General features: G+C 66.7%; 24 protein-coding genes. 14 read left to right on the forward strand and 10 right to left on the reverse strand.

Annotated elements, in window-relative coordinates; translation table 11 throughout:
• Window positions 1-25 precede the first annotated feature (25 nt).
• From RBB39_RS21245 to RBB39_RS21260, 4 genes are all read right to left on the reverse strand, one after another.
• Window positions 26-1009 (reverse strand): TRAP transporter substrate-binding protein, encoded by a 984-nt coding sequence (locus RBB39_RS21245; protein ID WP_052704426.1) that lies wholly within the window; start codon window positions 1007-1009, stop codon window positions 26-28.
• Between the two features lie 44 nt (window positions 1010-1053).
• On the reverse strand, window positions 1054-2286 hold the full coding sequence (locus RBB39_RS21250) for a DegT/DnrJ/EryC1/StrS aminotransferase family protein (protein WP_045993655.1): 1233 nt from the start codon (window positions 2284-2286) through the stop codon (window positions 1054-1056).
• Window positions 2287-2308: 22 nt separating this feature from the next.
• Window positions 2309-3625 carry a histidinol dehydrogenase gene (gene hisD, locus RBB39_RS21255; protein ID WP_185696483.1) on the reverse strand — a complete coding sequence of 439 codons (1317 nt, stop codon included), beginning with the start codon at window positions 3623-3625 and terminating at the stop codon, window positions 2309-2311.
• A 69-nt stretch (window positions 3626-3694) separates the two neighbouring features.
• Window positions 3695-4708, reverse strand: a complete 1014-nt coding sequence (locus tag RBB39_RS21260; protein WP_045993656.1) for a D-cysteine desulfhydrase — start codon at window positions 4706-4708, stop codon at window positions 3695-3697.
• A 219-nt stretch (window positions 4709-4927) separates the two neighbouring features.
• On the opposite strand from RBB39_RS21260, the gene RBB39_RS21265 reads away from it, so the two are divergent.
• The gene (locus tag RBB39_RS21265) at window positions 4928-5830 is read left to right on the forward strand and encodes a LysR family transcriptional regulator (protein ID WP_045993657.1); all 903 of its coding nucleotides are present in this window, start codon (window positions 4928-4930) and stop codon (window positions 5828-5830) included.
• A 36-nt stretch (window positions 5831-5866) separates the two neighbouring features.
• Here the strand turns inward: RBB39_RS21265 and RBB39_RS21270 are convergent, their stop codons facing one another.
• Entirely contained in the window at window positions 5867-6613 is a 747-nt protein-coding gene (locus RBB39_RS21270; RefSeq protein WP_045993658.1) for a UTRA domain-containing protein, read from the reverse strand.
• A gap of 317 nt (window positions 6614-6930) precedes the next feature.
• On the opposite strand from RBB39_RS21270, the gene RBB39_RS21275 reads away from it, so the two are divergent.
• The 7 genes from RBB39_RS21275 (at window position 6931) to RBB39_RS21305 (ending at window position 13532) form a co-directional block, all read left to right on the forward strand.
• Window positions 6931-8007, forward strand: coding sequence for an ABC transporter substrate-binding protein (locus RBB39_RS21275; protein WP_239452577.1), 1077 nt, complete (start codon window positions 6931-6933; stop codon window positions 8005-8007).
• A gap of 132 nt (window positions 8008-8139) precedes the next feature.
• Complete coding sequence (locus tag RBB39_RS21280) at window positions 8140-9009, forward strand: alkaline phosphatase family protein (protein ID WP_083970500.1); 870 nt, start codon at window positions 8140-8142, stop codon at window positions 9007-9009.
• Window positions 9006-9839 carry an ABC transporter permease subunit gene (locus RBB39_RS21285; RefSeq protein WP_052704427.1) on the forward strand — a complete coding sequence of 278 codons (834 nt, stop codon included), beginning with the start codon at window positions 9006-9008 and terminating at the stop codon, window positions 9837-9839. Before RBB39_RS21280 ends, RBB39_RS21285 begins: the two co-directional genes overlap by 4 nt.
• Window positions 9826-10674: an ABC transporter permease gene (locus tag RBB39_RS21290; protein ID WP_083970501.1), complete on the forward strand. Its 849-nt coding sequence runs from the start codon at window positions 9826-9828 to the stop codon at window positions 10672-10674. The genes RBB39_RS21285 and RBB39_RS21290 overlap by 14 nt, the downstream gene beginning before the upstream one ends.
• Complete coding sequence (locus tag RBB39_RS21295) at window positions 10671-11819, forward strand: ABC transporter ATP-binding protein (RefSeq protein WP_204248965.1); 1149 nt, start codon at window positions 10671-10673, stop codon at window positions 11817-11819. Before RBB39_RS21290 ends, RBB39_RS21295 begins: the two co-directional genes overlap by 4 nt.
• A complete protein-coding gene (locus RBB39_RS21300) occupies window positions 11816-12556 on the forward strand; it encodes an HAD family phosphatase (RefSeq protein WP_083970502.1) in 741 nt (246 codons plus the stop codon). The genes RBB39_RS21295 and RBB39_RS21300 overlap by 4 nt, the downstream gene beginning before the upstream one ends.
• A gap of 67 nt (window positions 12557-12623) precedes the next feature.
• A complete protein-coding gene (locus RBB39_RS21305) occupies window positions 12624-13532 on the forward strand; it encodes an NAD(P)-dependent oxidoreductase (RefSeq protein ID WP_045993659.1) in 909 nt (302 codons plus the stop codon).
• Window positions 13533-13576: 44 nt separating this feature from the next.
• Here RBB39_RS21305 and RBB39_RS21310 read toward each other — a convergent pair whose 3' ends face one another.
• Window positions 13577-14488 carry a LysR family transcriptional regulator gene (locus tag RBB39_RS21310; RefSeq protein ID WP_045993660.1) on the reverse strand — a complete coding sequence of 304 codons (912 nt, stop codon included), beginning with the start codon at window positions 14486-14488 and terminating at the stop codon, window positions 13577-13579.
• Window positions 14489-14628: 140 nt separating this feature from the next.
• Between RBB39_RS21310 and RBB39_RS21315 the strand changes: the two genes are divergently transcribed.
• The 6 genes from RBB39_RS21315 to RBB39_RS21340 all read left to right on the forward strand — a co-directional run bounded on the left by RBB39_RS21315 (window position 14629) and on the right by RBB39_RS21340 (window position 21961).
• Entirely contained in the window at window positions 14629-16074 is a 1446-nt protein-coding gene (locus tag RBB39_RS21315; protein ID WP_253029297.1) for an aldehyde dehydrogenase family protein, read from the forward strand.
• Between the two features lie 11 nt (window positions 16075-16085).
• The gene (locus RBB39_RS21320; RefSeq protein ID WP_204248966.1) at window positions 16086-17090 is read left to right on the forward strand and encodes a dipeptidase; all 1005 of its coding nucleotides are present in this window, start codon (window positions 16086-16088) and stop codon (window positions 17088-17090) included.
• 180 nt (window positions 17091-17270) lie between these two features.
• Window positions 17271-18902, forward strand: coding sequence for a BCCT family transporter (locus RBB39_RS21325; RefSeq protein ID WP_253029298.1), 1632 nt, complete (start codon window positions 17271-17273; stop codon window positions 18900-18902).
• Window position 18903: 1 nt separating this feature from the next.
• The gene (locus RBB39_RS21330) at window positions 18904-20694 is read left to right on the forward strand and encodes a hypothetical protein (protein ID WP_045993662.1); all 1791 of its coding nucleotides are present in this window, start codon (window positions 18904-18906) and stop codon (window positions 20692-20694) included.
• Complete coding sequence (locus tag RBB39_RS21335) at window positions 20691-21506, forward strand: DUF3726 domain-containing protein (RefSeq protein WP_045993663.1); 816 nt, start codon at window positions 20691-20693, stop codon at window positions 21504-21506. Before RBB39_RS21330 ends, RBB39_RS21335 begins: the two co-directional genes overlap by 4 nt.
• 71 nt (window positions 21507-21577) lie before the next feature.
• Window positions 21578-21961, forward strand: coding sequence for a RidA family protein (locus tag RBB39_RS21340; RefSeq protein WP_045993664.1), 384 nt, complete (start codon window positions 21578-21580; stop codon window positions 21959-21961).
• A 296-nt stretch (window positions 21962-22257) separates the two neighbouring features.
• Here the strand turns inward: RBB39_RS21340 and RBB39_RS21345 are convergent, their stop codons facing one another.
• The 4 genes from RBB39_RS21345 to RBB39_RS21360 form a co-directional block, all read right to left on the reverse strand.
• On the reverse strand, window positions 22258-23031 hold the full coding sequence (locus RBB39_RS21345) for a transporter substrate-binding domain-containing protein (RefSeq protein ID WP_253029299.1): 774 nt from the start codon (window positions 23029-23031) through the stop codon (window positions 22258-22260).
• A gap of 14 nt (window positions 23032-23045) precedes the next feature.
• Window positions 23046-24608 carry an FAD-dependent oxidoreductase gene (locus tag RBB39_RS21350; RefSeq protein WP_306169390.1) on the reverse strand — a complete coding sequence of 521 codons (1563 nt, stop codon included), beginning with the start codon at window positions 24606-24608 and terminating at the stop codon, window positions 23046-23048.
• The gene (locus RBB39_RS21355) at window positions 24595-24960 is read right to left on the reverse strand and encodes a (2Fe-2S)-binding protein (protein WP_222569669.1); all 366 of its coding nucleotides are present in this window, start codon (window positions 24958-24960) and stop codon (window positions 24595-24597) included. The genes RBB39_RS21350 and RBB39_RS21355 overlap by 14 nt, the downstream gene beginning before the upstream one ends.
• Window positions 24944-25257: FAD-dependent oxidoreductase (locus tag RBB39_RS21360; RefSeq protein WP_306169391.1), on the reverse strand; the 314-nt coding region annotated here is incomplete at its 5' end. The genes RBB39_RS21360 and RBB39_RS21355, both read right to left, overlap by 17 nt.

The following is a 25257-nucleotide window of genomic DNA, read 5'->3' on the forward strand; positions in this document are numbered from 1 at the left end:
CCCCCCCCCCCCGCGGCGACAACGATCAGTGACCGAGCGCCGCCTGCATTTCCTCGAAGGCTTCCTGGCCACCGATGTCCTCGTAGAACTGCGGCCACACCTCTTCCTGGGCGATGCGGATCCATTCATCCTCATCTTCCAGGGTGGCCACCTCGACCCCTTCGGCTTCCATGGCAGCGCGCGCCTCGGAGGCCTTGGTCAGCTGGAACTGCAGCGCGTACAGCTGCGCCTCCAGGCCGGCGCGATCGATGATCGCTCGCTCCTCGTCGGACAGACGCTCGTAGCTGCGCACCCCCATCACGATGGGCTGCAGCGAGTACTGGGCGTGAAGTTCGGTGAGGTGGTCCTGCACCTCGTGAAACTTCATGGTGCTGTTGACGATGTAGGGGTTGTCCTGGCCATCGATCACGCCCTGCTGCAGGCCGGTGAAGACCTCCGGCCAGGACATGCTGATGGGGCTGGCGCCCCAGGCCTCGTAGCTGGCCAGCATGATCTCGTTCTGCGGCACGCGAACCTTGAGTCCCTCGACGTCGGCGAGGGTCGTCACCGGCCGCTGGGAGTTGGTCAGGTGACGGAAGTTGGAGTACAGCCAGCTGACGATGTGCACACCGGCCTCTTCCTCGGCGATGGTGTTCCACCGATCGGCCAGGGGGCCGGTGGTGGCCTTGACCGCATCGGCGTGGCTACGCAGGGCATAGGGCATGGTCAAGGCGCCCAGACGCGCTGCGTAGGGCGTCAGGTTGCCGACACCGACCAGCGCAAAGTCCAGCTTGCCAATGCGGGTGTCCTGGATCATGCCGGTCTCGGAACCGAGCTGGCCGCCGGGGAACAACTCGACCTGCATCTCGCCGTCGGACAGCGATTCGACCAACTCCTCGAAGCGCTGGGCCAGGGCCCCCTGGTCGGAGTCCATGGGATCGCCCATGCCGACCTTGAAGGTCTTGGCCTCTGCGGCGGTGGCAGTGGCTGCCATGACGATGGCGGCGGTAAGTAGAGTCTTCTTGAACATTATTGTCACTCCGGATGTCTTGTTATTGCGTCGTCAGACGTGGCTCAGCGAGAGCCGAGCGCCTTGTCGGGTGTTGCCTCGGGGGGCTGCACCGCCTCATCCATGGCGGCGCTCATCAGCGCGACGATGTCGTCGCAGTCTGCTTGATCGAAGGTCAGCGGCAGGCGCAGATCACACAGGGTGGCGAGTACTCTGTCGGCGATCGGCAGCGCACGTGTGCCGGCCAGATAACCCCAGCTGTCGTAGCGGCTGGTGTAGTCCTCCGGCAAGGGTTTGCCATACCACTTCAGCGGAATGCCGCGGGCCTCGCAGCCCTCGACAAAGCGCGCAATGGTGTCAGCGCCCAGCGCCGGCAGGCGGAACTGGATGGAGCTGCCGACGAAGTCCTCCCTGGCGGGCCGGTCAATCAGGCACACCTCGGCGATATCGCCAAGACGCTGCTCCATGCGCCGATACAGCGAATTCCAGCGCGTCTTGCGGTGCTCCATCTCGGCCAGCTGAGGACGCAGGATGGCCGCCCGCAGATTGTCCATGCGGCCACTCATGTTGGGTGTCATCAGGCGCGTCTCGGCGAAGCTCTCCGGCGCGGGTGCGGCCAGGTGCCGATCGAACAGCATGTAGGAGCCGGACAGGATCACCGCACGCCGCATGACCTCGGCATCGGCGGTGGCCAGAAGCCCGCCCTCTCCGGAATTGATGTGCTTGTAGGTCTGGGTACTGAAGCAGCCTGCCTTGCCGAAGGTGCCGCTGGGTCGGCCATCGTAGGCCGCCCCCATGGTGTGGGCACAGTCTTCGATCAGCACGATGCCGTGGGACTCGCACACCGCGACGATGGCGTCCATGTCGCCGATATGGCCGCGCATGTGCGACAGCACAAAGAAGCCGGCACCGCTCTCGCGAGCGGCGCGATCCAGGTCGTCGGGATCGACGGTGGTATCGTCCAGGATGTCCACCAGTACCGCCTCGCCACCCGCCGCGACGATACTGCCGGGCACCGGCGACAGGGTGAAGGCGTTGCACAGCACCTTGTCGCCGGCCTCGAGTCCGCAGGCGCGCAGCGCCAGCTGCAACGCATAACCGCCGGAGGCGCAGGCCAGTGCGTAGTCGACACCCAGGCTCGCGGCGAACTCGGACTCCAGCAGGGCGGTCTCACCGGCCTCGCCTTCGGCCAGGTTGTAGCGATGCAGGCGACCGCTCTGGAGCACGGCCACCGCCGAGGCGATGGCGTCGTCAGAGATGGCTTCCTGCTGGGTGAAGGATTTGGCAAAACGGCGCATGGCTGGCTCCTCCGCTGGCGACTCAGTAACGAGCCTGACGGTGAACAGGGAAATCCCATTCCTGCTCGGGGAAGTACTTGGCCAGGCGCCAGTCACAGGCCCGGGCGTGGCCTTCCATGCCCTCGGTACGGGAAATCCGGGATCCCACGGCGCTGAAGGTCAGATTGGCCTCGACGCTCAACTGCTGGGTGGTCAGCACCTTCATGAACTTGTGGACATTGAGTCCACCGGAGTAACGCCCGGCGCGCTTGGTCGGCAGGATATGGTTGGTACCGGAGCACTTGTCACCGTGGGTGACGGTGCTGCCCTCACCCAGAAACAGCGAGCCATAGTTGCTCAGATGCTGCTTCCACCAGTCCAGATCCTCGCACAGCACCTGCAGGTGCTCGCAGGCGTACTGATCGCTGATCGCGACGATCTCCTCGCGGCTGTCGCCCACGATGACCTCACCGAAGTCGCGCCAGGCAGCGTGAACGATATCAGCGTTAGGCATGTCGTCAGCGACTTTCGGCAGAATCTCCATCACTTCGCGGGCGATCGCTTCGCTTGTGCTGAACAGCCACACCGGTGAATTCGGGCCGTGCTCGGCCTGGGACACCAGGTCGACGGCGATGGTCATCGGGTCGGCGGACTCGTCGGCGATGATCGCCGACTCGGTGGGGCCGGCAAACACATCGATACCCACTTCACCGAACAGCAGGCGCTTGGCTTCGGCCACGTAGGCGTTGCCGGGACCGACCAGGATATCGGCCTCGCGCCCGCCGAACAGGCCAAAGGCCATGCTGGCCATGGCGTGGACGCCGCCCATCTCGAGGATCATGTCAGCGCCGGCCACATGCATGGCGTAGGCCACCGCCGGGTTGATGCTGTCGCCCCGGGGCGGCGAACAGGCCACCACGTGTTCGACACCGGCGGCCTTGGCTGTGGCCACGCTCATCAGCGCCGAGGCGGCGTGAGCGTAGCGGCCGCCCGGCACATAGCAGCCGGCGCTGTGTACCGGCAGCACACGCTGACCGAGCAGCACGCCCTCTTCGGTCTCGATCTCGAAGGAGGTCAGGCTGTCACGCTGGGCCTCGGCAAAACGGCGGATCTGGCGGTGGGCGAAGTCGATGTCGTCCTTGACCGACTGGGGCACGCTGTCGATCAACTGACGTCGCTTGTCGTCGCTCAACACAAAGTCGCCGGTCCAACCGTCAAACTTCTCGGCGTATTCGCGCACGGCCGCCTCGCCGCGGGCACGAATATCCTCGAGCATGCCACGCACCGCTTCCGTCACGCGCTGGTCTTCGGCGGCAACGCCAGCGGCGGCCTCCGCCTTCTTGAGATGACGAATGGTCATTGTTGTCTCCGAATAACGTCGTCGAGGGCGCCCGAACTCAGCGGGCGCCTGCCCTGAAGCGTCCTGGGCTTATCCCTTGTAGTCAGGGAAACCGAAGGCATCGGGATAGCCGAACAGCGCAACGGCGCCGCCGGTGTGCAGGAAGACGACGTTCTCGTCCTGCTTGAAGTGGCCCTTGCGGATCAGGTCGATCAGCCCCGCCATGCCCTTGCCGGAGTACACCGGGTCCAGAAGGATGCCTTCGTGACGGGCCAGCAGGGTGACCGCCTCGATCATGCTGTCGGTGGGCACACCGTAGCCCTCACCCACGTAGTCGCAGTTGGCGACCACCTGGTCGCGGCTGACGACGCCGGACAGGCCGAGCTTGGCTTCGGTCTTCTGGGCCAGGGCAAAGACGTTGGCTTCCTGCTTGTCCTTCGGCGCACGAACGCCGATGCCGAGCACCGGGATGCCGGCGTTGCAGGCGCTGAGGCCGGTGACCAGGCCCGCCTGGGTACCGGCGCTGCCGGTGGCGTGGACCAGATGATCGATGCGCAGCCCCATGTCGTTGGCCTGGGCCAGCAGTTCCAGGGCGGCATTGACGTAGCCCAGAGCACCGATCTCGTTGGAGCCACCGCCAGGGATGATGTAGGGCTTCTTGCCTTCACTCTTCAGACGATCGGCCAGGCCTTCCATCTCGGCGGCCATGTCGGCACCGCCCGGGCGCTTCTCGACGCTGGCGCCGTGGAGCTGATCAAGGAAGACGTTGCCGTTGTAGTTGTAGTTGGAGTCCTCGCTGCCGGTACGGTCTTCCAGCAGAATGTGGCACTCGAGCCCCAGCTTGCAGGCGGCGGCCACGGTCTGGCGGGCGTGGTTGGACTGGGTGGCGCCCTGGGTAATGATGGTGTCGGCGCCCTGTTCCAGGGCGTCGGCCATCAGGAATTCCAGCTTGCGGGTCTTGTTGCCCCCGGTGGACAGGCCGGTGCAGTCGTCGCGTTTGATCCACAGGCGCGGACCGCCGAGCAGCTTGCTCAGGTTGTCCATGGGCTCCAGCGGAGTGGGCATATGGCCGAGACGGACACGGGGAAAACGGGACAGGTGCATACGGGCCTCCAGGCGAGTCATTGTTGGCATTGGCGTGCTCTCTTGACGACCTACGTCGAAAGACACAGCAGGCCTGAAGGCCTGCCCTCGAGCGATCGCTTCCAAGTTAAGCCTCGCCTGGAACATGAGACCAATGCCAAGTTGCTCGCCAGCTGTTAAATTTTTGCATAGCCACTGCTTAGCCCCGGCCGCTCCCCACCAAGGCAGACCAAAACACCAATGAAGATCGAATGGATAGAGGATTTTCTCGAGCTTATCGAAGCGGGCACCTTTTCCCAGGCGGCCGAACGGCGCCACGTCACCCAGCCGGCATTCTCGCGCCGTATCCGCCAGCTGGAAGAGTGGCTGGGGGTGGCGCTGATCGATCGCAGCGCCTCGCGCCTGGAGTTGACCGCCCACGCGCGGGCGTACGAGCCCCAATTGCGAGAGTGGCTGGCACGCCTTTACGCCATGCGCAGTCGTCTCAGAAGCGATGCCCGCCAGGGGCCCAGGGCCATTCTGACCACCCAGCACACCCTGACCGTCAGCTACCTGCCGCGTCTATTGCGCCACCTGCGTCATCACGCGCCTGAGGTGGGACTGCAGATCACCTCATCCGACCGCAGCCAGTGCATCCACGACTTCGAGCAAGGCAAGGCCGACCTGTTGCTGTGTTCAGAGCTGGAAGGGGCTCCCCTGTTCAGTGGCAGCGATAGCGTCGAGCGGCTGTCACTGGGCGTCGAACGGCTGTTGCCGGTGTGTGCGTCGGATCATCACGGTGGTCTCATGCACGAACTCGAGGAAGGTCAACGACTGCCCTTGATCGGCTACGATCCGGACAGCTTTCTTGGCCAGGCCCTGGCGACGCCTTACCTGCTCGATGCCCAACGCCACTACGAGATCGAGCTGGTCTGCGAGACCGCCTTCACCATCGGCATTCGCCAACTCGCCCTGGCCGGTCTCGGCATCGGCTGGCTGCCCCACGGATTGATCGAGGAAGACCTCGAGAGCGGCAAGCTGATTTCCTTGCAGGAAATCCTCGGCGGCCCCTATCTGGAAGTGGCTTGCTATCGCCATCGTGACGAGACAGCGGTGGCAGCCCCCCTGTGGCACCTGCTGGAAGAGCGTCCTCCCGCGGTCTAGCACTCCCCCCAGCTCGAAGTCCCTCGATCTCGCACCTCAGCCGCCCTGAGGCGCGGCAGACAGCGTCAGCTCGATGGCGTCGTGGCGCCAGTACTCGTCGTCGCAGTCGATGGCACGGCCGTTCTGGTCGTGGTTGATGCGGGTGATGCGCTGGGCGGGGCTGCCGCGTACCGCGTTGAGCGCGCCGGCGGCGTCGCTGGAAAGTACACAGGTGCCGAGCTCGTAGCTGACCCGCCCGACCCGGATGCCGTACTCGCGGCGGTATAGCTCTGTCAGCGATTCCCGCGCCAGATCGAACTCCAGGATGGCGGGAAAGCAGCGCGGCAACAGATGGTGTTCCACGTAGAGCACCCGGCGCTCATCCACCAGCCGGGCACGACAGATGCGGTAGACGCGCTCGCCTTCGGCGAGTCCCAGCCGGCGGGCAACCGTGACGGGCGCGATCACTTCCTCGGCACTGAGCAACAGGGTTCGGGCGCTGCGCTGCTGGGATCGCACCATCTCGTGAAACGGCAGGCAGGCCAGCAGGTCGTAGCGAAGCCGTGGCGGCGACACGAACCAGCCGCGCCGATTCTCGCGATACACGCAGCCCTCCGCCTCCAGCTCATTGAGTGCCTCGCGCAGGGTGATGCGGGTGGTCTGGAGGCGCGCCATCATGTCTCGCTCGCTGGGCAGACGGCGATCGCCCCGTGTCGAGGCCAGGCTCAGCAAGGGCGCAAGACGCTCACGCAGGCGATGGGCGGGTGAGGCGTCGTGCGAGGTGTCGTCAGGGACAGTAGGCAAGGCGGACTCTCGAAGCTCTGACCAGGATCGTCGCCGAGCGGCTTCCGGCGGCGTCCAGCTTTCTGGTATAGACCAAAGAAGGTTCAACGTAGTTTCAGCAGTCTAGTGGCAAGCCGGTGACAACGCGATGACAGTGCTCGAACGAGTCGGGTTTTTCTTCCTCCACCTGGCACATATGAACTGAGACGAGACTGCCACGCAACTGACACGAGGCTGTCACGCTAGCTCCTTAGGGTGATCGTCAGCGGAAACTGATCTAGACCAGAAAGGCGCATCGGTTTCCGTCGACTTCACGCCCCTGACCCGGAGACCCTCTCGTGATCGTCACTTCTCTGCGTTACCCGACCCTGACCGCCCTGGCCTGCGCTGGCCTGCTGTCCACCGCCGCCCAGGCAAACACCGCCGAGCTTGAGTCACTGATCGAGGCCGCCAAGCAGGAAGGCCGCGTCGACAGCGTCGGCATGCCCGACACCTGGGCCAACTGGAAGGACACCTGGGCCGACCTGGAAAGCGTCTACGGCCTGGCGCACACCGATACCGACATGAGCTCCGCCGAGGAAGTCGCCAAGTTCAAGGCCGAGGGCGAGAACGCCACCGCCGATATCGGCGATGTCGGCTTCGCCTTCGGACCGATCGCGGTGCAGCAGGGGGTGACCCAGCCCTACAAGCCCACCACCTGGGACGAGATCCCCGACTGGGCCAAGGACGAAGATGGCCATTGGATGCTCGGCTACACCGGCACCATTGCGCTGATGATCAACAAGAACCTGGTGGAAGAGGACCAGCGCCCGAGTTCCTTCGCCGACCTGCGCGAGGGTGACTACTCGGTATCAGTGGGCGCCGTGGGCCAGGCTTCCCAGGCCAACAATGCGGTACTCGCCGCCGCCTACGCCGCCGATGGCGACGAGGGCAACCTGGCCCCGGGCCTCGAGCTGTTCGCCGAACTGGCCGAGCAGGGCCGACTGTCGCTGGCCGACGTGTCCATCGCCAACCTGGAGAAGGGCGAAGTGGAAGTGGCCCTGCTGTGGGACTTCAACGCCTTGAACTACCGCGACCAGATCGACCGTGACGCCTTCGAGGTGGTAATCCCCTCGGACGCTTCGGTGACCTCCGGCTACGCCACCATCATCAACACCCACGCCCAGCACCCCAACGCCGCCAAGCTGGCCCGTGAGTACATCCTGTCCGATGAAGGCCAGTTCAACCTGGCCGAGGGCTACGCTCGCCCGATCCGCGCCGAGCACCTGACCCTGCCCGACGATATCGCCGCCAAGCTGCTGCCCAACGAGCAGTACGCCAGCGCCCGTCCGATCCAGGACTTTGCCGCCTGGGAACAGAGCGCCAAGGTGCTGCCGCGCCAGTGGCAGTCCGAGGTGCTGATCCACCAGCAGTGATCAAGCGCTGAGGACAGCCCCGCTACAACGATCGACCGCTGAAGACAGTGCCCACGAGGCCTGTCTTCAGCGCATTCCACGCCATTTCGCGACAGTGCCGCGCCCTGTATTGCCGCGCGGCCGGGAGTCATCATGACCAGACCCGTCATACTGGTGGTGCTGGACGGCCTCAATCACGCCGTCGGCCATCACGCCATGGGCCACTTGAGCGCCCTGGTGGAGGCCGGCCGCGGCTACACCACCCACCTCGACTGCGAGCTGCCGGCCATGTCTCGGCCGCTCTACGAGTGCCTGCTGACCGGTGATCGCCCGGTGGACTCCGGGGTAGTGCACAACGACATCGTGCGCCGTTCCCACGGCACCAGCCTGTTCGACCTGGCCCGCGGCCAGGGCCTTGCCACCGCAGCGGCGGCCTATCACTGGGTCAGTGAGCTCTACGTCAAGGCACCCTTCGAGCGCACCCGCGACCGCTTCCTCGACGACCCGGCGGCGGCCATCCAGGCCGGCATCTTCTACTGGCAGGACCACTATCCGGATGATCACCTGTTCAGCGACGCCGAGGCCCTGAGGCAACGCCACGCGCCGGACTTCCTGCTGGTTCACAGCATGAACATCGACGACACCGGCCACCGTCACGGCGGCGACTCGCCCCAGTACAGAAACGCCGCCCGCCACGCCGACATCGCCCTGGCCGACTACCTGCCACGCTGGCTGGCCGACGGCTGCCAGGTGATGATCACCGCCGACCATGGCATGAACGCCGATCGCTCCCACTCGGGCCTGCTGGAAGAAGAACGCCGGGTGCCGCTGTGGCTGTTCGGCGATGCCTTTGCCGACCCCGCCGGACGGGTCATCCGCCAGACCCACCTGTGCGGCACCCTGGCAAGCGTCCTCGGGCTCTCCCACGACAAGCCCTGGCATCCCGAGCTGCTGGCCGCGACCAACACTGCCAGCGTCGCATCCACCGCGAACGCCACCTGCAACGAGGAGGCCGGATCGTGAAGGCGCCCCTACCGGCCTGGCTGTGGCTTGTGCCTTTCGCCGTGATATTCACCGCCTTCCAGCTGGCGCCGATGGCCTGGGTCGCGATCAGCGCCTTCAACGTCAACGGCGACTGGGGCCTTGGCCACTTTCAGGAGATCGCCCAATCGGCGTTCTTCCGCCAGGCGATCTGGAAGAGTCTGACCATCTCGCTGGTATCCAGCGCCATCGGCCTGGTCATCGCCACCCTGACCTGCCACGCCCTGGTGCGTTCCGGCGGACGCCTGAGGCGAGCGATGATCGCCTTCACCAACATGACCTCCAACTTTGCCGGCGTGCCGCTGGCCTTCGCCTTCATCATCCTGCTGGGGGCCAACGGCGTGCTGACACTGGCGCTTCAACGACTCGGCATCATCGAGGACGTGCGTCTTTACTCCACCGGCGGGCTGATCGTCATCTACACCTGGTTCCAGATTCCGCTGGGCATCCTGCTGCTGTTCCCGGCCTTCGCCGGCCTCAAGGCCGAATGGCGTGATGCCGCCAGCCTGCTCGGCGCCGGGCGCATCGCCTACTGGCAGCGCATCGGCCTGCCGGTGCTGTGGCCGGCCCTGGCCGGCACCTTCACGGTACTGTTCGCCAACGCCATGGGCGCCTACGCCACCGTCTACGCGCTGGTCAACACCAGCTACAACCTGATGACCATTCGTATCGCCAACCTGGTGGCCGGCGACCTGTTCCTCGAGCCCAATCTGGCAAGCGCCCTGGCGCTGATCCTGGTGCTGCTGCTGGTGCTGGTCACCCTGGTCCAGCAGTGGCTGTTGAGAAGGAGTGTACAGCATGGCTCACGCTGAAACCCTGCCGGCTCACCAGGGGCCAACCGCAGCGTCGCTGTCGGCGACCTTCAATCCCTACGCCTGGATCGTCGGCAGCGTCTTCGCGGTGCTGGCCCTGCCGCTGGTGGCGACCCTGGGTTACGCCCTGGCCACCCGCTGGGGCGCAACTCTGGTCCCCGATGGTCTGACCCTGGCCTGGTTCGTGGAGCTATGGACCACCCCGCGCTTTGTGGCCGCCTTCGCCCGGTCGCTGGCCGTCGCCGTGGGGGCCCTGGCGCTGTCGCTGGTGCTGGTGATGCCGGTGGCCCTGCTGGCCCACACCCGCTATCCGTGGCTTGACCGCTGGATGAACACCCTGATCCTGATGCCCTTCGCGGTGCCCCCGGTGGTGTCCTCGGTGGGGCTACTCAAGCTCTACGCTGGCGGCCCGCTGCCGCTGGTGGGCACCCCCTGGATCCTGATTCCCACCTACTTCACCATCGTGCTGCCGTTCATGTACCGCGCCATTGCCAACAGCCTGCGTGCGGTGGACGTGCAAAGCCTGATGGACGCCGCCCAGCTGCTGGGTGCCGGGCCGCTTAAAGCCTTCTTTCTGGTCATCCTGCCCAACCTGCGTGGCGGGGTGCAGATCGCCATCTTCCTGTCGTTTTCGTTCCTGGTCGGCGAATTCGTCTTCGCCAACATGCTGGTGGGCACCCGCTTCGAGACGCTGCAGGTCTACCTCAACAATATGCGCGGCGCCAGCGGTCACTTCACCAGCGCCCTGGTGATCACCCTGTTCGCCTTTACCCTGATCCTGACCTGGCTGGGCAATCGCCAGGCCGAGCACACCATCACGGAGGCCACACGATGATGGCTGCCACCACACCTGCCACCCAGCGCGCCGCCCCGTCCACGGTCCCGTCCACTATTCCGTCCTCGGTCCAGACCACGGCCCCGTCAGCGCCAGGCCACCAGGAAAGCGGCAACGCGGTCTCGCTGAGGGGGCTGGCCAAGCGCTTCGGCGAGACCTCGGTGTTCGCCGACATCGACGCCGATATCGCGCATGGCGAGTTCATCACCCTGCTGGGGCCGTCCGGCTGCGGCAAGTCGACCCTGCTGCGGGCCATCGCTGGGCTGACCTCGCTGGACGCCGGCAGCATCCACATCGGCGGTGACGAGATCACCCGCCTGCCGCCCCAGCGGCGCGGGGTCGGCATGGTGTTTCAGCACTATGCGCTGTTTCCCAACCTCAAGGTCGCCGACAACGTCGCCTTCGGCCTGCGCATGCAGAAGGTCCCCGGTGACGAGCGCGCGCGCCGGGTAGACGAGGTGCTGCGCCTGGTCGAGATGCAGGACCAGGCGCACAAGTTTCCCCACCAGCTGTCGGGCGGGCAATGCCAGCGGGTGGCACTGGCACGCTCGCTGGTGGTGGAACCCAAGGTACTGCTGATGGACGAGCCGCTGTCGGCGCTGGACGCCCGCATTCGTCGACATCTGCGCGACCAGATCCGCGAGATTCAGAAGACCCTCGGCCTGACCACCCTGTTCGTGACCCATGACCAGGAAGAGGCCATGTTGATGTCCGACCGGGTGTTCCTGATGCACCAGGGGCGGATCCTGCAAAAGGACACCGCCGAGGTGCTCTACACCCGGCCCCGGGACGAAAACGCCGCCGGCTTCATGGGCCACTACTGTCTGCTCGACGCCGTCGAGGCCGCGCCACTGCTGGGCTTTCGCAGCCAGGCCGGGCGTGTCGCGCTGCGCCCCGAGGCGCTCTATCTCAGCGTGCAGGGCCGCCCTTTGGGTGGCGAGCGGCCGGCGCGGGTGGGACCGGGCGTCAGCGGTCGTGTGCGTCGACATCGCCTGCTCGGTAACATCGTGCGCTACGACATCGACTGCGATGGCACCAGCCTCGCCGTCGATACCCTCAATCGCTCCGCTCGCAGCCTGCTGCCCGCCGGCTGCGAGGTGACGATCCACGTCGATCTCGACGAGGTCCAGGAGCTGGATGCATGAACGACCTGACGAGCCCTGTCACCATGACCACTGACGCCTGCCACGGCGACGCCGCCAAGGCCCCCGACGCGCCCATGACCCTGGCCCTGTTCGATCTCGACGACACCCTGCTCGACGGCGACATCACCGGACTATGGAGCCAGTGGCTGATCGATCTCGGCTGGATCGAGGACGGCGACGCCTACCGCGCCGCCTTCGCCGAGCATATGGCCGCCTACGCCGCCGGGACGCTCGACATGGAAGCCCATCTGGCGCTGTTGCTGACGCCGCTGGCCGGCCGCAGCGAGGCCGACGTCAGGCAACAGGTCGACGCCTTCCTCGAGGCCGAGGTGGTGCCCCGGCTCTTCCCCCAGGGCCACGAACGCCTGGCCTGGCACCGTGACCAGGGCCATCGGGTGGTGATCATCTCGGCCTCGCCGATCCACGTGGTCGGCCCGCTGGCCGAGCGTCTCGGCGCCGATCAGGCGCTGGCCACCGCCCTCGAACTCGACTCGCGCAGGCGCTACACCGGCAAGGCCGAGGGCATCCGCACCTTCCAGGGCGGCAAGCTCGAGGCGCTGTGCGAGTGGCTGGCCGAACACACTCCGGTGGAGAGCTTCGGCTACTCCGACTCGCGTAACGACCTGCCCCTGCTGGAATTCGTCGACCGTCCCTTCGCCATCAACCCGGACCCGACGCTTGACGCCACCGCCCGCGAGCGCGGCTGGCCGGTACAGTGGTGGCGGCAGGTCGACTGAGCGTGGAGGCACCGGGCGGAAGAGGTTAGGCTGTTACCTACTTTCTAATCTACAACGAGCCGTCCGTATGACCTCTCCTGCCACCATCGCCCTGCTGGGCACCGGTATCATGGGCCTGCCCATGGGCCGTCATCTGATCCGTGCAGGCTTCCCCCTGCGTGCCTGGAATCGCAGCATCGACAAGGCAGCCCCGCTGGGCGAACTTGGCGCCACTCTGGCCGAGACACCCATCGAGGCAGCGGCAAACGCCCAGGCGGTGGTGATGATGGTAAGTTCGGGCGCGGTATGCGAGACGCTGCTGTTCGGCGACGACGGCATCGCCCGTCAGTTGTCTCCCGGTACCCTGCTCATCGTGATGTCGACCATTGGCCACAGTGAAGCAATCGCCTTGGCCGAACGCTGTCGCGAGCTTGGCCTTGGCTGGGTGGACGCCCCGGTCTCCGGCGGCGAAAAGGGCGCGCGCGAAGGATCTCTTTCGATCATGGCCGGAGCAGACGCCGCCGATTACGACAGGGCAAAGCCCATTCTCGAGGCCATGGGGCATCCCCTGCATATTGGCCCGGCAGGCAGCGGCGCCCTGGCCAAGCTGGTCAATCAGTTGACGGTGGCCAGCACCATCGCGGCGGTGTCGGAAGCCCTGGTGCTGGCCGAAGCCGGCGGCGCCGACCCCGCCAAGGTGCGCCAGGCCATGCTGGGGGGCTTCGCCTACTCGCGGATTCTCGACCAGCATGGCCAACGCATGCTGGACGGCGACTTCGCGCCCGGCGGCCCGGCAAGGCATCAGCTGAAGGACACCCGCGCGGCCTGCGACGTCGCCCGGGAACTCGGCCTCGACTTGCCGCTGCTTGAGTTGACCGACCGCCTGTTCGGCGATCTGGTCAACGCAGGTGGTGCCGACCTCGACCACAGCGCCCTGCTGCTCGAGGTCCGGCGACGCAACGGCATGGACGCCGGCGAACTCGACCGCAACGGCTGACGGACGGCGAGCCCGCCTGGCGTTATCGGCTATTGGCTGAACGGCTATTGGCTGCTCGGCGCATGGCCATCCTCCCCCTGCCCCTCTTCCAGGCGCTCGACGATAAAGGTCGCCATGGCAGCCGCGGCCGGCGACAGGCTGCGACCGGCCAGGCGCACCAGGCCCACCTGGCGCTCTACCACCGGGCACTCCAGCGGAACGAACCTCAGCCGCTCGTACTCCTCGGCAAACGCCAGTCGCGGCAGGGTGGTGATGCCGAGCCCCGCCACCAGGCTGGCGGTCAGCGAGATCATGTTGGAGATAAAGAAGGTGGGACTCGCCAGCAGCGCCTCGGCCTCGGTGCCCTCGAGCAGCCGCGAGGTACCGTTGCCGATCAGGGTCTCGCCGGCAAGCTCGCGCCAGTGCAGGCTCTCGCGCCCGGCGAAGGGATGGTCATCGCGACATACCACCCCCACCTTGTCGCGCAGCAGTGGGGTAAACGCCAGGGCGTCATCAGGCTGCCACAGGCTGGATAGCCCGATATCCACCTCCCCCCCCAGCACCTGCTCGCGCACGAAGTCGGCGTTGCCGTCGTGCAGCGCCACGCGGATGCCCGGATAGCGCTCGACGAACTCCGACAGCAAGCTCGGCATCAGGCGGCTGGCCACCGACGGTACCGCTGCCATGTCCAGATGCCCCGCCTGACGCTCGACCTGGGCGAGCAGGTCGCGGCTCAGGCGATCATGCTGGAGGATCAGCTCGCGAAAGCGCGGCACGCAGTACTCGCCGAAGGGGGTGAGGCTCGCCTGGGCACCCTTCTCGAACAGCGCCTCGCCAAGGCGCGCTTCCAGCTCGCGCACCGCCATCGACACCGCCGGCTGGCTGCGGTGAAGCTGGCGCGCGGCGGCATGAAAGCCGCCGTGGTCGACGATGGCCAACACGTAGCGCAGCGGCTGGATCTTGAGGTCGGGGAGCATGGCATTTCCTCACACGGGCCGTCACACAGGCCGTCACACAGACAGGCGGTAAGTCTTACTTATCATATGCTCGTTATTATTGATTATCTTTATTTTGATGGCTCTCCTAGGCTGTGTCGCATTCGTCACAGGAGGTCATCATGTCTCAGCAGTCAGCCTACCCACTCTTTATCGACGGCCAGTGGATCGACGGCGTCGACCAGATCGAGAACCGCAGCCCGTCGGATACCAGCGACCTGATCGGCGTCTACGCCCAGGCTTCGACCGAGCAGGTCAAGGACGCCATCGCCGCCGCCCGCCGGGGCGGCCGCGAATGGGCCAAAAGCGGCCTGGAGCAGCGCTACGGCGTGCTGATGGCGGTGGGCGACGAGCTGATGGCGCGCAAGGCCGAGCTCGGCGAGCTGCTGGCCCGTGAAGAGGGCAAGACCCTGGCCGAGGCCGTCGGCGAGGTCCACCGCTCCGCCCAGTTCTTCCACTACTACGCCGCCGAGGTGCTGCGCCAGATCGACGAGCGCGCCGAGTCGGTGCGCCCCGGCGTGGAGGTGGAAGTCCGCCGTGAGCCGGTGGGGGTGGTCGGCGTCATCAGCCCCTGGAACTTCCCCATGGCCACCGCGGTGTGGAAGATCGCCCCGGCGCTGGCCTTCGGCAATGCCGTCGTGTTCAAGCCGGCCAACCTGGTCCCGGGCAGCGCCTGGGCGCTGACCGAGATCCTCAGCCGCCAGGCGCTGCCCGCCGGCACCTTTAACCTGATCATGGGGCCGGGCTCGAGCGTCGGCGACGCCCTGATCTCGAGTCCCGAGATCAACGCCCTGACCTTTACCGGGTCGCTTGAGGTCGGTCGCCGGGTGGCCGGCGCCACCGCCGCCAACCTGGTCAAGTGCCAGCTCGAGATGGGCTCGAAGAACGCGCTGATCGTGGCCGACGACGCCGATCTCGACCTCGCCGTGGAGGCCGCCTTCAACGGCGCCTACTCCGGCACCGGCCAGAAGTGCACCGCCTCGTCGCGCTTGATCGTCACCGAGAAGGTCCACGACGCCTTCGTCGAGCGACTGATCGAGCGCCTGAAGCAGGTACGTGTCGGCCCCGCCCTGGAAGACGGCGTGCACATCGGCCCGGCGGCCGACGCCCGCCAGCTTGCCTCCAACCTGGCATGGGTCGAGCGCGCCCAGGCCGACGGCGCCCGGCTGGTGTTCGGCGGCGAGCGCGTCAGCGCGGCAAGCGACGGCTACTTCATGGCACCGGCGCTTCTGGTGGATACCACCAACGACATGGCCATCAATCGCGAGGAGGTGTTCGGCCCGATCGCCTGCGTGATCAAGGTCGCCGACGCCAACGAGGCCATCGAGGTGCTCAACGACACCCACTTCGGCCTGACCGCCGGCATCATCACCGACTCGCTGAAGCTTGCCAGCGAGTTCAAGGCCCGCGCCGAGACCGGCTGCGTGATGGTCAACCTGCCCACTGCGGGCACCGACTACCACGTGCCCTTCGGCGGCCGCAAGGCGTCGAGCTTCGGCCCCCGCGAGCAGGGCCGCTACGCCCGCGAGTTCTACACCGTGGTCAAGACCTGCTACGTCAAGGCCTGAGGAGAGACGTCATGTCCCGAGAAATGCTGACCGTCGACGGCCTGCAGTACTCCAACTGGTCGCGGGAGATCTTCGAGCAGATGCGCGAGGGCGGCCTGGACGCCGTCCACGCCACCCTGGTCTACCACGAGACCACCCGCGAGACGCTGTCGCGCCTGGGCGAGTGGAACCGCCGCTTCGAGGCCCATGCGGACCTGATCATGCCGGTGCGCGGGCCCGGCGATATCGCCAGGGCCCAGGCCAGCGGGCGCATCGGGGTCTTTCTCGGCGCCCAGAACTGCTCGCCCATCGAGGACGATATCGACATGGTCGAGGTGATGCGCGATCTCGGCCTCTTGATCATGCAGCTCACCTACAACAACCAGAGCCTGCTGGCCTGCGGCTGCTACGAGGCAGAAGACAGCGGTATCACCCGCTTCGGGCGCCAGGTGATTCGCGAGATGAACCGGGTCGGCATGGTCATCGACATGTCCCACAGCGCTGAGCGCTCGACCCTCGAGGCCATCGAGCTGTCGAGCCGTCCTGTGATCATCTCCCACGCCAACCCCGAGAGCTTCCACCCGGCCAAGCGCAACAAGTCCGACCGGGTACTCAGGGCCATCGCCGAGTGCAACGGCCTGCTGGGCTTCTCGGCCTACCCCTTCCACCTGCGCAACGGCCCGGACTGCACCCTTGCCGAGTACTGCGAGATGATCGCCCGCACCGCCGACCTGATGGGGGTCGAACACCTGGGCATCGGCACCGACCTGTGTCAGAACCAGCCCACCTCGGTGCTCGACTGGATGCGCAACGGCCGCTGGTCCAAGGACATGGACTACGGCGAGGGCAGCGCCACCAACGCCGGCTGGCCGCGGCCACTGGCCTGGCTCAAGGACAGTCGCGACTTCCCCAACCTGATACAGGGCCTGCGCGACGTCGGCATGAACGAGGACGAAGTGGCCGGCATCATGGGCCGCAACTGGGTGGCGCTGCTGGAGCGCGCCGCCACGCCTCAGGGGATCGCCAAGGTCGCCTGAGGCGGCACTCGGAACAGCCCCCGACCAGTCCTCGACCAGCCCTCGACCAACCCTGGACCAGCCATCCGTCAGCCACCGACCCGCCGGCATCCCAGATTTCAACAACAACCGAATGCCTGCGGCCATCAATCACCATAACAGGCACCGCCCCGACGGTGCCGCACGCCAGAGGTTCATGCCATGACCACCTCCACCACCGGCACCTCGTCACCCGCCGATCGCTCGGCGCCAGCCACCGGGGACTTGCCCGCCGGCCAGTATCGCCTGGGCGACCCCGTCGTGCTCTGTCTCAGTATCGGTTTCATCCTGCTGTTCGTTGGCCTGTCGCTGTACGACATCGACGGCGTCGCGGGGGCCATCGGCACGGGCTTCGCCTGGACCGCCAAGGCGCTCGGCAGCTACTTCCAGATCCTCTTGCTGCTGACCTTCTTTATCGCCATGGGGCTGATCGCCACCCCGGCGGCGAGTGCACGCATCGGCAACACCCGCACGCCGGAACTGTCCACCTTCAAGTGGGTGTCGATCATCATGTGCACCCTGCTGGCAGGGGGCGGGGTGTTCTTCGCCGCCGGCGAGCCGATCTACCACTTCGTGGTCACGCCGCCGGCCTTTGCCGGCAGCGCGGCCATCGAGGCCGGCAGCGACTCCGCCATCGCCCCGGCCCTGGCCCAGTCGTTCATGCACTGGGGCTTTCTGGCCTGGGCGGTGCTCGGCAGCCTGACCGCGGTGGTGCTGTCCCACGCCCACTATGACAAGGGCCAGCCCTTGCAGCCGCGCACCCTGCTCTATCCGGTACTCGGCGAGCGGCTGATGAAGGGCCCGCTGGGCGGCGTGGTCGACGCCCTGTGCGTGATTGCGGTGGTGGCCGGTACCGTCGGGCCCATCGGCTTTCTTGCCACCCAGGTCAGCTTCGGTCTGCATGAGCTGTTCGGCGTGGCCAACACCTACATGACCCAGTTGATCATCCTGATCGGCCTCGGCGCGGTCTACGTCACCTCGGCGGTTACCGGCATCGACAAGGGCATCCAGATCCTGTCGCGCTTCAACGTCTTCCTGGCGCTCGCCATCGCCGCGGTGATCTTCCTGTTCGGGCCGACGCTGTTCATGGTCAACGCCTTCACCCAGGGCTTCGGCGAGTACCTGACGTCGTTCTTCGCCATGTCGACGATGACCGCCCAGAGTGCGCCGGACTGGTGGATGCAGTGGTGGACGGTGTTCTTCTTCGCCTGGTTCATCGGCTACGGCCCGCTGATGGCGATCTTCGTCGCGCGCATCTCCAGGGGCCGCACGATTCGCCAGATGGTGCTCACCGTGGCGGTGCTGGCACCGGTGGCCACGGCCATCTGGTTCACCCTGCTGGGCGGTTCCGGCATCTTCTACCAGATGACCGGAGCCATCGACCTGACCGAGGCGCTCAACAACTTCCAGTTCGACGTGGCTACGCTGACCGTGGCCCAGGCGCTGCCCGGCGGTACCGTCATGGCGGTGGCGATCCTGGTGTTGACCACCATCTTCGTCGCCACCACCGGTGACTCCATGAGCTACGCCATCGCCGTGGTCGGTGCCGGCCACGACGAGCCGAGCCCTCTGGTTCGTGCCTTCTGGGGCATCGCCATGGCGCTGATGGCGGCTATCCTCCTGTACATGGGCGCGGGGCAGATCAGCGCCCTGCAGCAGTTCATCGTGCTGACCGCCATCCCGGTGTCGCTGGTGCTGCTGCCGTCGCTGTGGACCGGCCCCCAGGCCGCCCTCGCCATGGCCCGCGCCCAGGGCATCACCAGCCACAAAGCCAGCGCTACAGGGGAGGCCTGAGATGAGACGCGAAGACCTCGCCAGCCGCCTTTCCGACGTCGAGCAGCGCCTGCGTCTGCGCGCGCCCGACGAGGTGATGCAGCTCGATCGCCTGGGCAGCCTGCACGCCAGCCGGCTGAGCTTCGTGCGTAGCCTGGTGCGCCAGATGGCGCGCCAGCGCTGGCAGATCAGCACCACCCGCTTCGAGCTCGACGCCGAAGGCCACGGTGTCGCCATCTATCGTCTGCAGACGCCCCAGGCCCGCTACCATGGGGTGATCTTTTCCCAGCCACTGGACGACGCCGCCCGCTCCGACCGGGTCATCGCCGAGGCCTGGGACGTCACCTTCGGCGTGGTCGAAGGTGACGTGGACGACTCCCTGCTCGAACAGATGGCCGCCAATGTGCCGCTGCAGGAGGCCGGGCGCCAGCATCCACGTCTGCTGGTGCTGTCCCGGGCCAACCGCAGCCTCAGAAACTTCGCCGCCTTTCTCGACGCGCTGTGCGCCGGGCGCCAGCCCGACCCGGCCTGGCTGACCCGGGTCGGCTATCTGTATCGCACCACCGCGGTCTACGGAAACGGCAAGTTCGGCATCGCCGACTTCGATCGGCTGAAGCACAACCCGGACTTCCAGCGTCCCTTCTCGGCCCAGATGCTGGCGGTCTACCTGCTGCGCCACTTCTCCATCGAGCAGATCGAGCATATGGCCCGTGCCCGGGCGCCGGGCAGCGCCGTCGCCATGGCAGCGCCGCTGCGCCGCTATCTGGGCATCGGCAATTCCACCGGACTGGGCATGGCGCCCTTTCTGATCAACCACCCGCAGCTGATCCAGCGCTGGGTCGAGAGCCGCGAGAAGGCGCTGGCCCAGGTCAGTGGTCAGGTCCCTGGTGAACCGGAGCGACAGCGCCTGGTGGCGCTTGTCGCCCGGGCCGAGCGCCACCTGGCCCAGACCGTGACCGAGGATAGCGAGCAGAGCGCGCGCAACCGCGAGACCGCCAGCGCCCTGCCGGCGGTGCGCGCCTGGCTCGAGCAGGTACCACTGGCCGAGGAGCTGTGGCAGGAGTTGATCGACTGGAGCCGCCAGACCCTGAGCCTGGAAGCCCAGGAGCTGATCCACACCCTGCTGCTTGAGCTCTACCCGGAGATCGTCGATCCCTTCGAGGACCAGATGGGGGTCGAGGAGGGCCTGGAGCTGACCCCGGACATGCCGCTGGTCAGACTCAAGCAGTTGATCGAGACCCACTACGACTGGGCCCTGCGTCATGACTTCGGCGACCCCGAGGAGCGCTACTGGTTCTGGTATCGATCGGTCGAGAAGGAGGAGCCGCGCCTGGGCGTGCGCGACGTCGAACCCGGCGCCGACCGTGAACTGAAGCTCGCCATCGCGCCTCGGGTGGCCGATACCCATGGGGTCATCGACGACTTCCTCAGCGCCCATCCGCGCGCCCTGGTGGTGGAGTTCCTGATTCACCACCCGCGTCACAAGGACATCATCCGGCGCATCCAGAGCATGGCCGAGACGCCCTTCGGCGAGATCCGCGCCAACCTGTGGGCCCGCGAGATGAAGCCAATGCACCTGCTTCGCACCAAGCTGTCGTTCTTCGGCGCCAGTCGCTTCGATCCCAAGTCCGATCGCTGGGTGCGCATCACCCTGTTCCAGGGCGCACCATTGGTCGAGGAGCTCAACGCCGAGCCCAGCGACCTGATCGACTTCGACGACTGGAGCTTCCCGCTGGAGCCCGACCAGGACGCCGCCGGCACGCTCAAGGAAGCCGATGCCCAACCCCGCCAGCACGCCGGAGCCAACTCATGAAGGTGTCTTACAACGAACTCCAGGGACTCTGCCGCAAGGCCTTCCAGGCCATGGGCTTCGAGGACGGAGACGCCAGCGACGCCGCCGACATGGTGGCCTGGATGCAGCTCTACGAGCTCGGTGGACTGGCGGCGCTGGGACGAGGCCTCGACTTTCTGCTCGCGGATCAGGGCGAGCGCCCCCCGGAACTCGTCTACTCGGACGGCGACCTGGCGGTGCTCGACAGCCACGGCGCCAGCGTGCTCAAGAGCTCGACCCTGGCACTGGAGCTGGGCTTTGCCAAGGCCCGGGCGCGAGGCCTTGCGGTGATCAAGATCCGCCACTGCCACAACCGCCAGTTGATCATGGGCTACCTGGCGCGGCTGGCCGGGCGCGGGATGAACGTCACCGCCTTCTGGCGCAATGCCCAGGCGCCTGACGGTGAGGCCCGGACCGCTGGCGCAGAGCAGGCGGCAGCCACCCCGCTGATCGAGCAGGTGGTGGGCTTTCGTGCGGGAAGTTCGGTGCCGGAGATCCGCGTCTACGCGGTGCACGAGGTGCCCGAGGAAAACGAACCCAACGACGGGGTGACGCTGATCATGGCCAACCACGTGGACCTGCTGCCGTCGCTGCGCTCCGAGTATCAGCTCGACCTGCTGGCCCGTCACCAGGAGTCCGACCTGCTGGCTTGCCGCGAGCGTGCCATGCAGCAAGGCATCGAGGTCGACGACGGCCTGTGGGCGCAGCTCAAGGCGCTGGCCACCCGGCTGCTGGTGGAGTCTACCGAGGCCTCTCGCAGCGGCGCCGGCGCCGGCACCCACGACAACGACTGACACACAACCCTCACCCCTTGGCACTCTACTTTGCCCTACTACCCCCGACTTCCAACGTTCGAGGATACCCCATGGTTCACCCGGTCAAGACCGAGCTGTTCGCCTCCCGCGCCCCACTGTCCTGGGCCAGCGTCGGCAACGGCATCCTGTTCACCGCCCAGATCCCCATCGACAAGAGCGGCGAGGTGGTCGACGGCGGCATCGAGGCCCAGACCCGCCAGACGCTGGACAATCTGGTACACACCCTCACCTGCGCCGGTGGCGGCGTTGAATCGCTGACTCAGGTATTGATCTACGTGACCCGACGCGAGGACCTTGCCACGGTCAACCGGGTCTACGCCGAGTACGTCAGCGAGCCCTACCCCAACCGCGCGGCGGTGATCGTCTCTGGCTTCGCCCGGGAAGAGATGCTGGTCGAGATGGTGGCCTACGCAGCGCTACCGGTGACGCCCTAGGGCTTGTCTGAAAAGTGCCTGCGCTCGGTAATACGGCGTTAAAAATCGGATCAAAATGCTCATTTACACCACGTAAACTGCGCTTTCTCACCGATTTTTGCCTTGTCTAACCTTCGCTCGTCGACTTTTCGGACAGCGCCTAGCCGCCTATTGCACCGTGCCGCCGACGGCGTAAATGGCCGAACCCCCGACACCAACGAGCCCTCCGATGGAGGGCTCGTCGCATGGTGGGCTCGTCGCATAGCGGGCTTTCACGCCTCTCGTCTTCCCCCCGCGGGAGGTCGACTCCGCCGGTGCTATTTCTCGAAGTAGCGGGCCCACAGCGCCTGGTAGTCGCCGTCGTCCTTGAGCCCCTGGATGGCCTCGCTGAACGCGACGGCCAGTTCCCGATCGCGCTGGCGGAAGGCGGCGCCGACGCCGGGCCCGTAGATCGACTCGGGGCCGGTCACCAGCTCGCCCTTGCGCGCAAAGCGCTCATCACTGAACAGCCGCTCCTGGGCCAACGGGAAGGCGGTAAAGACCAGGTCCAGCCGGCCGGTAAACATGTCGTTGACCACGCCGCCGGAGTCCGAATAGCGACGAATGTCCGCCTCGCCGTGGTAGGTGGTCACGTACTCGTCCTGGATGGTGCCTTGCTGCACACCGATGGTCATCTCCGACAGGTCGCCTTCGGGATCGATCTCTGCGTCGGCCTGACCGACCCACACCGAGGGCACCTGATAGTAGGGATCGGAGAACAGCACCTGTTTCGCGCGTTCCTCGGTGATGTTCATGGCCGAGGCGATCAGGTCGTACTTGCGCGCCAGCAGCCCCGGAATGATGCCGTCCCAGCCCTGCTCGACCCACTCGCACTGGCGCTGCATGCGCTCGCAGGCGGCCTCGACCAGCTCGACCTCGAAGCCGGTCAGGCTGCCGTCGGGCAGCTTTTCCTGGTACGGCGGATAGGGCACGTCGACACCGATGCGCAGCGGGCGATCATCGGCCTGGGCGGTGGTGGCAACAGCGGCGCTGGCGCCAGCAAGGGCCATCGCCAGGCCAAAAGAGGCAGACAGCAAAGCGTTAATTTTCATGGTCGTTTCTCGCTCTATTGTGATTGTGTGGTCAGGTGATCGGAGGGCGCCAGTGCCAGCTCGCCCAAAGTGATGGAGGTCAACGGTGGGCGAATGCGGTAGTAGCCGACCTCGTCCATGTCGCGGCCCTGCTCGCGGGCCATCAACCGCGACACATTGGTGCCGCATAGCCGTCCCTGGCAGGGGCCCATGCCACAGCGGGTGAAGGCCTTGAGCTGGTTGGGCCCGGCAGGCCCCGCTCCCAGCGCTGCCTTGAGCTGGGCCCGGCTCACCCCTTCGCAGCGACAGATCAGGGTCTCGCCGGGCTGTCGCTCGACCCAGTCCGCCGGTGGGGTGAACAACGCATCCAGCAGACGTCGACCGGACAGATCCTGGCGGCGTCGACGCCTCAGCGCGGCGCTTTCCCTGGCGACCGCCCGGCGGTTATCGGCGTCTGGTATCGGCGCCGCGGCGCCTTTTGCATCGGCTGTCGTGTCCAGCGGGTCAGCCATCAGGTCGTTCAGCACGGCCAGCGCCGCCAGTCGCCCTTCGCGTTCGGCGTTCACAGCGCCGCCGATGCCACCGCCGTCACCGGCCAGCCACACCCCCGGGCGCACCGACAGGTCGTCGCGACGATCGGGCACGAACGCCTGCTGCGCCTCCTGCCAACGGTGCTCGATGCCCAGCCCTTGGGGGAGCTGCGGCTCGGGCACCACCCCCATATGGGTCAACAGCCAATCGGTCTTGAACTTGTGCTCGTCGCTGTCGCCACGCCGGCGATAGCGCACCCCGGTCAAGCGCTGGTCACCCTCGGCAGCCAGCGACTGGACGCCACGCACGATCGGCACCCCAGCGCGCCTCAACGCCGCCAGCATGCGCGCGCCCTTGGCGAGGTAGCCGCGAGCCCGCCAGGCCCTGAGCGGGTGACGCAGGGTCCGCGCCAGTCCCAGGTTCGGCGCCGTATCGAGGATCATCCGGGGCGGGCAGCCGGCGTTGAGGTACTGCCAGGCCAGCAGGTACAGCAGTGGCCCGTTGCCCGCCAGCACCGGCGGCCCCTCGGTCAGCAGCGCGCCCTGCTTCATCAGGATCTGGGCGGCGCCGGCTTGCATCACCCCAGGTAGCTGCCAGCCGGGGAAGGGCCAGCCCCGCTCCATGGCACCGGTGGCGATGATCAGACGCTCCGCAACCAGTTCCCGGCTGATGCCATCGTGCCCCCGCACGCCTAGCCGATGGGCGTCGTTCAGGGCGTCGTTCAGGGCATCGCCCAGCGCCTCGATCCACCACACCCGCGTGCCCGGGCGATAGTCGATCTCGCCCCGCCTGGCGGCATCCAGGAAGGCGCCGACCAGGGCCCGACCGCGATGGTAGTCCTTGCCCATAACGGCGGCGTCGAGCTGGGGCTGGTCGAGATCGCGATAGATCTGCCCGCCCGGCGCCCTGGCCTGATCCAGTACCAGCGCGCGCAGGCCGGCCTCGGCCAGTCTCAGGGCCGCCGCCATGCCGGCAGGGCCGGCGCCGAGCACCACCACTCGGGCGCGGTCCTTGCTGCCGTCGGTGGCGTCGGTGACGTCGGTTTCCTTCGGCTCACAGGTCTGCATCGTCGCGCCCCCTTAGGTCGTCACCACTGGCATGGTTGGTGGTGTCCAACCGGGAAGCCGTCGCTGTCTCTTCGTCGAGCTGACGGCGTACCCGCATGCCCTGCTCCACCGTGACCAGACAGCCCTGCCGATTGGGGGCATCGTCGATGGTAATCAGGCAGTCGTGGCACACCCCCATCATGCACAGCGGCGCGCGATGGCCACCGGCGGCGTGGCGGCGGTAGCCAGCAGCGCCCTGGTGCATCAGCACCGCGGCCGCCACGCTAAGCGTCGAGGGCACCTGGTATGGTGCGCCGTCGATGGTGATGGTGACCTCGGGTGTGGCCGTGGCCCTTTCATGCCGCTTGAGCATCGAAGCGTCCTCCCGAGAAGAGCGGATAGCGCTCGGTGAGCCGATCATCGTCCAGCGCTGCGGCCAGCTCATCGGCGTGAAAGGCGGCCAGGGTGATGCCGCTGTGGCAGCTCAGGTTGTAGGCCCCGGGATAGCGCTGCGAGGCCTCGTAGACGGGGCAGCCGTCCGGCGTCATGATCCTCAGCGCCGCCCAGCTGCGCACCAGCCGCGCCGACGCCAGATCGGGATAGATGGTCACCGCCCGCCGCGCCAGGGCGTGCAGGGTATCGAGGGTGACCCGGGTGTCGTGGCCGACGT

Origin of the sequence: Halomonas sp. MMSF_3323 (genome assembly GCF_030733595.1) — a bacterium.
Classification (GTDB): Bacteria; Pseudomonadota; Gammaproteobacteria; order Pseudomonadales; family Halomonadaceae; genus Halomonas; species Halomonas litopenaei.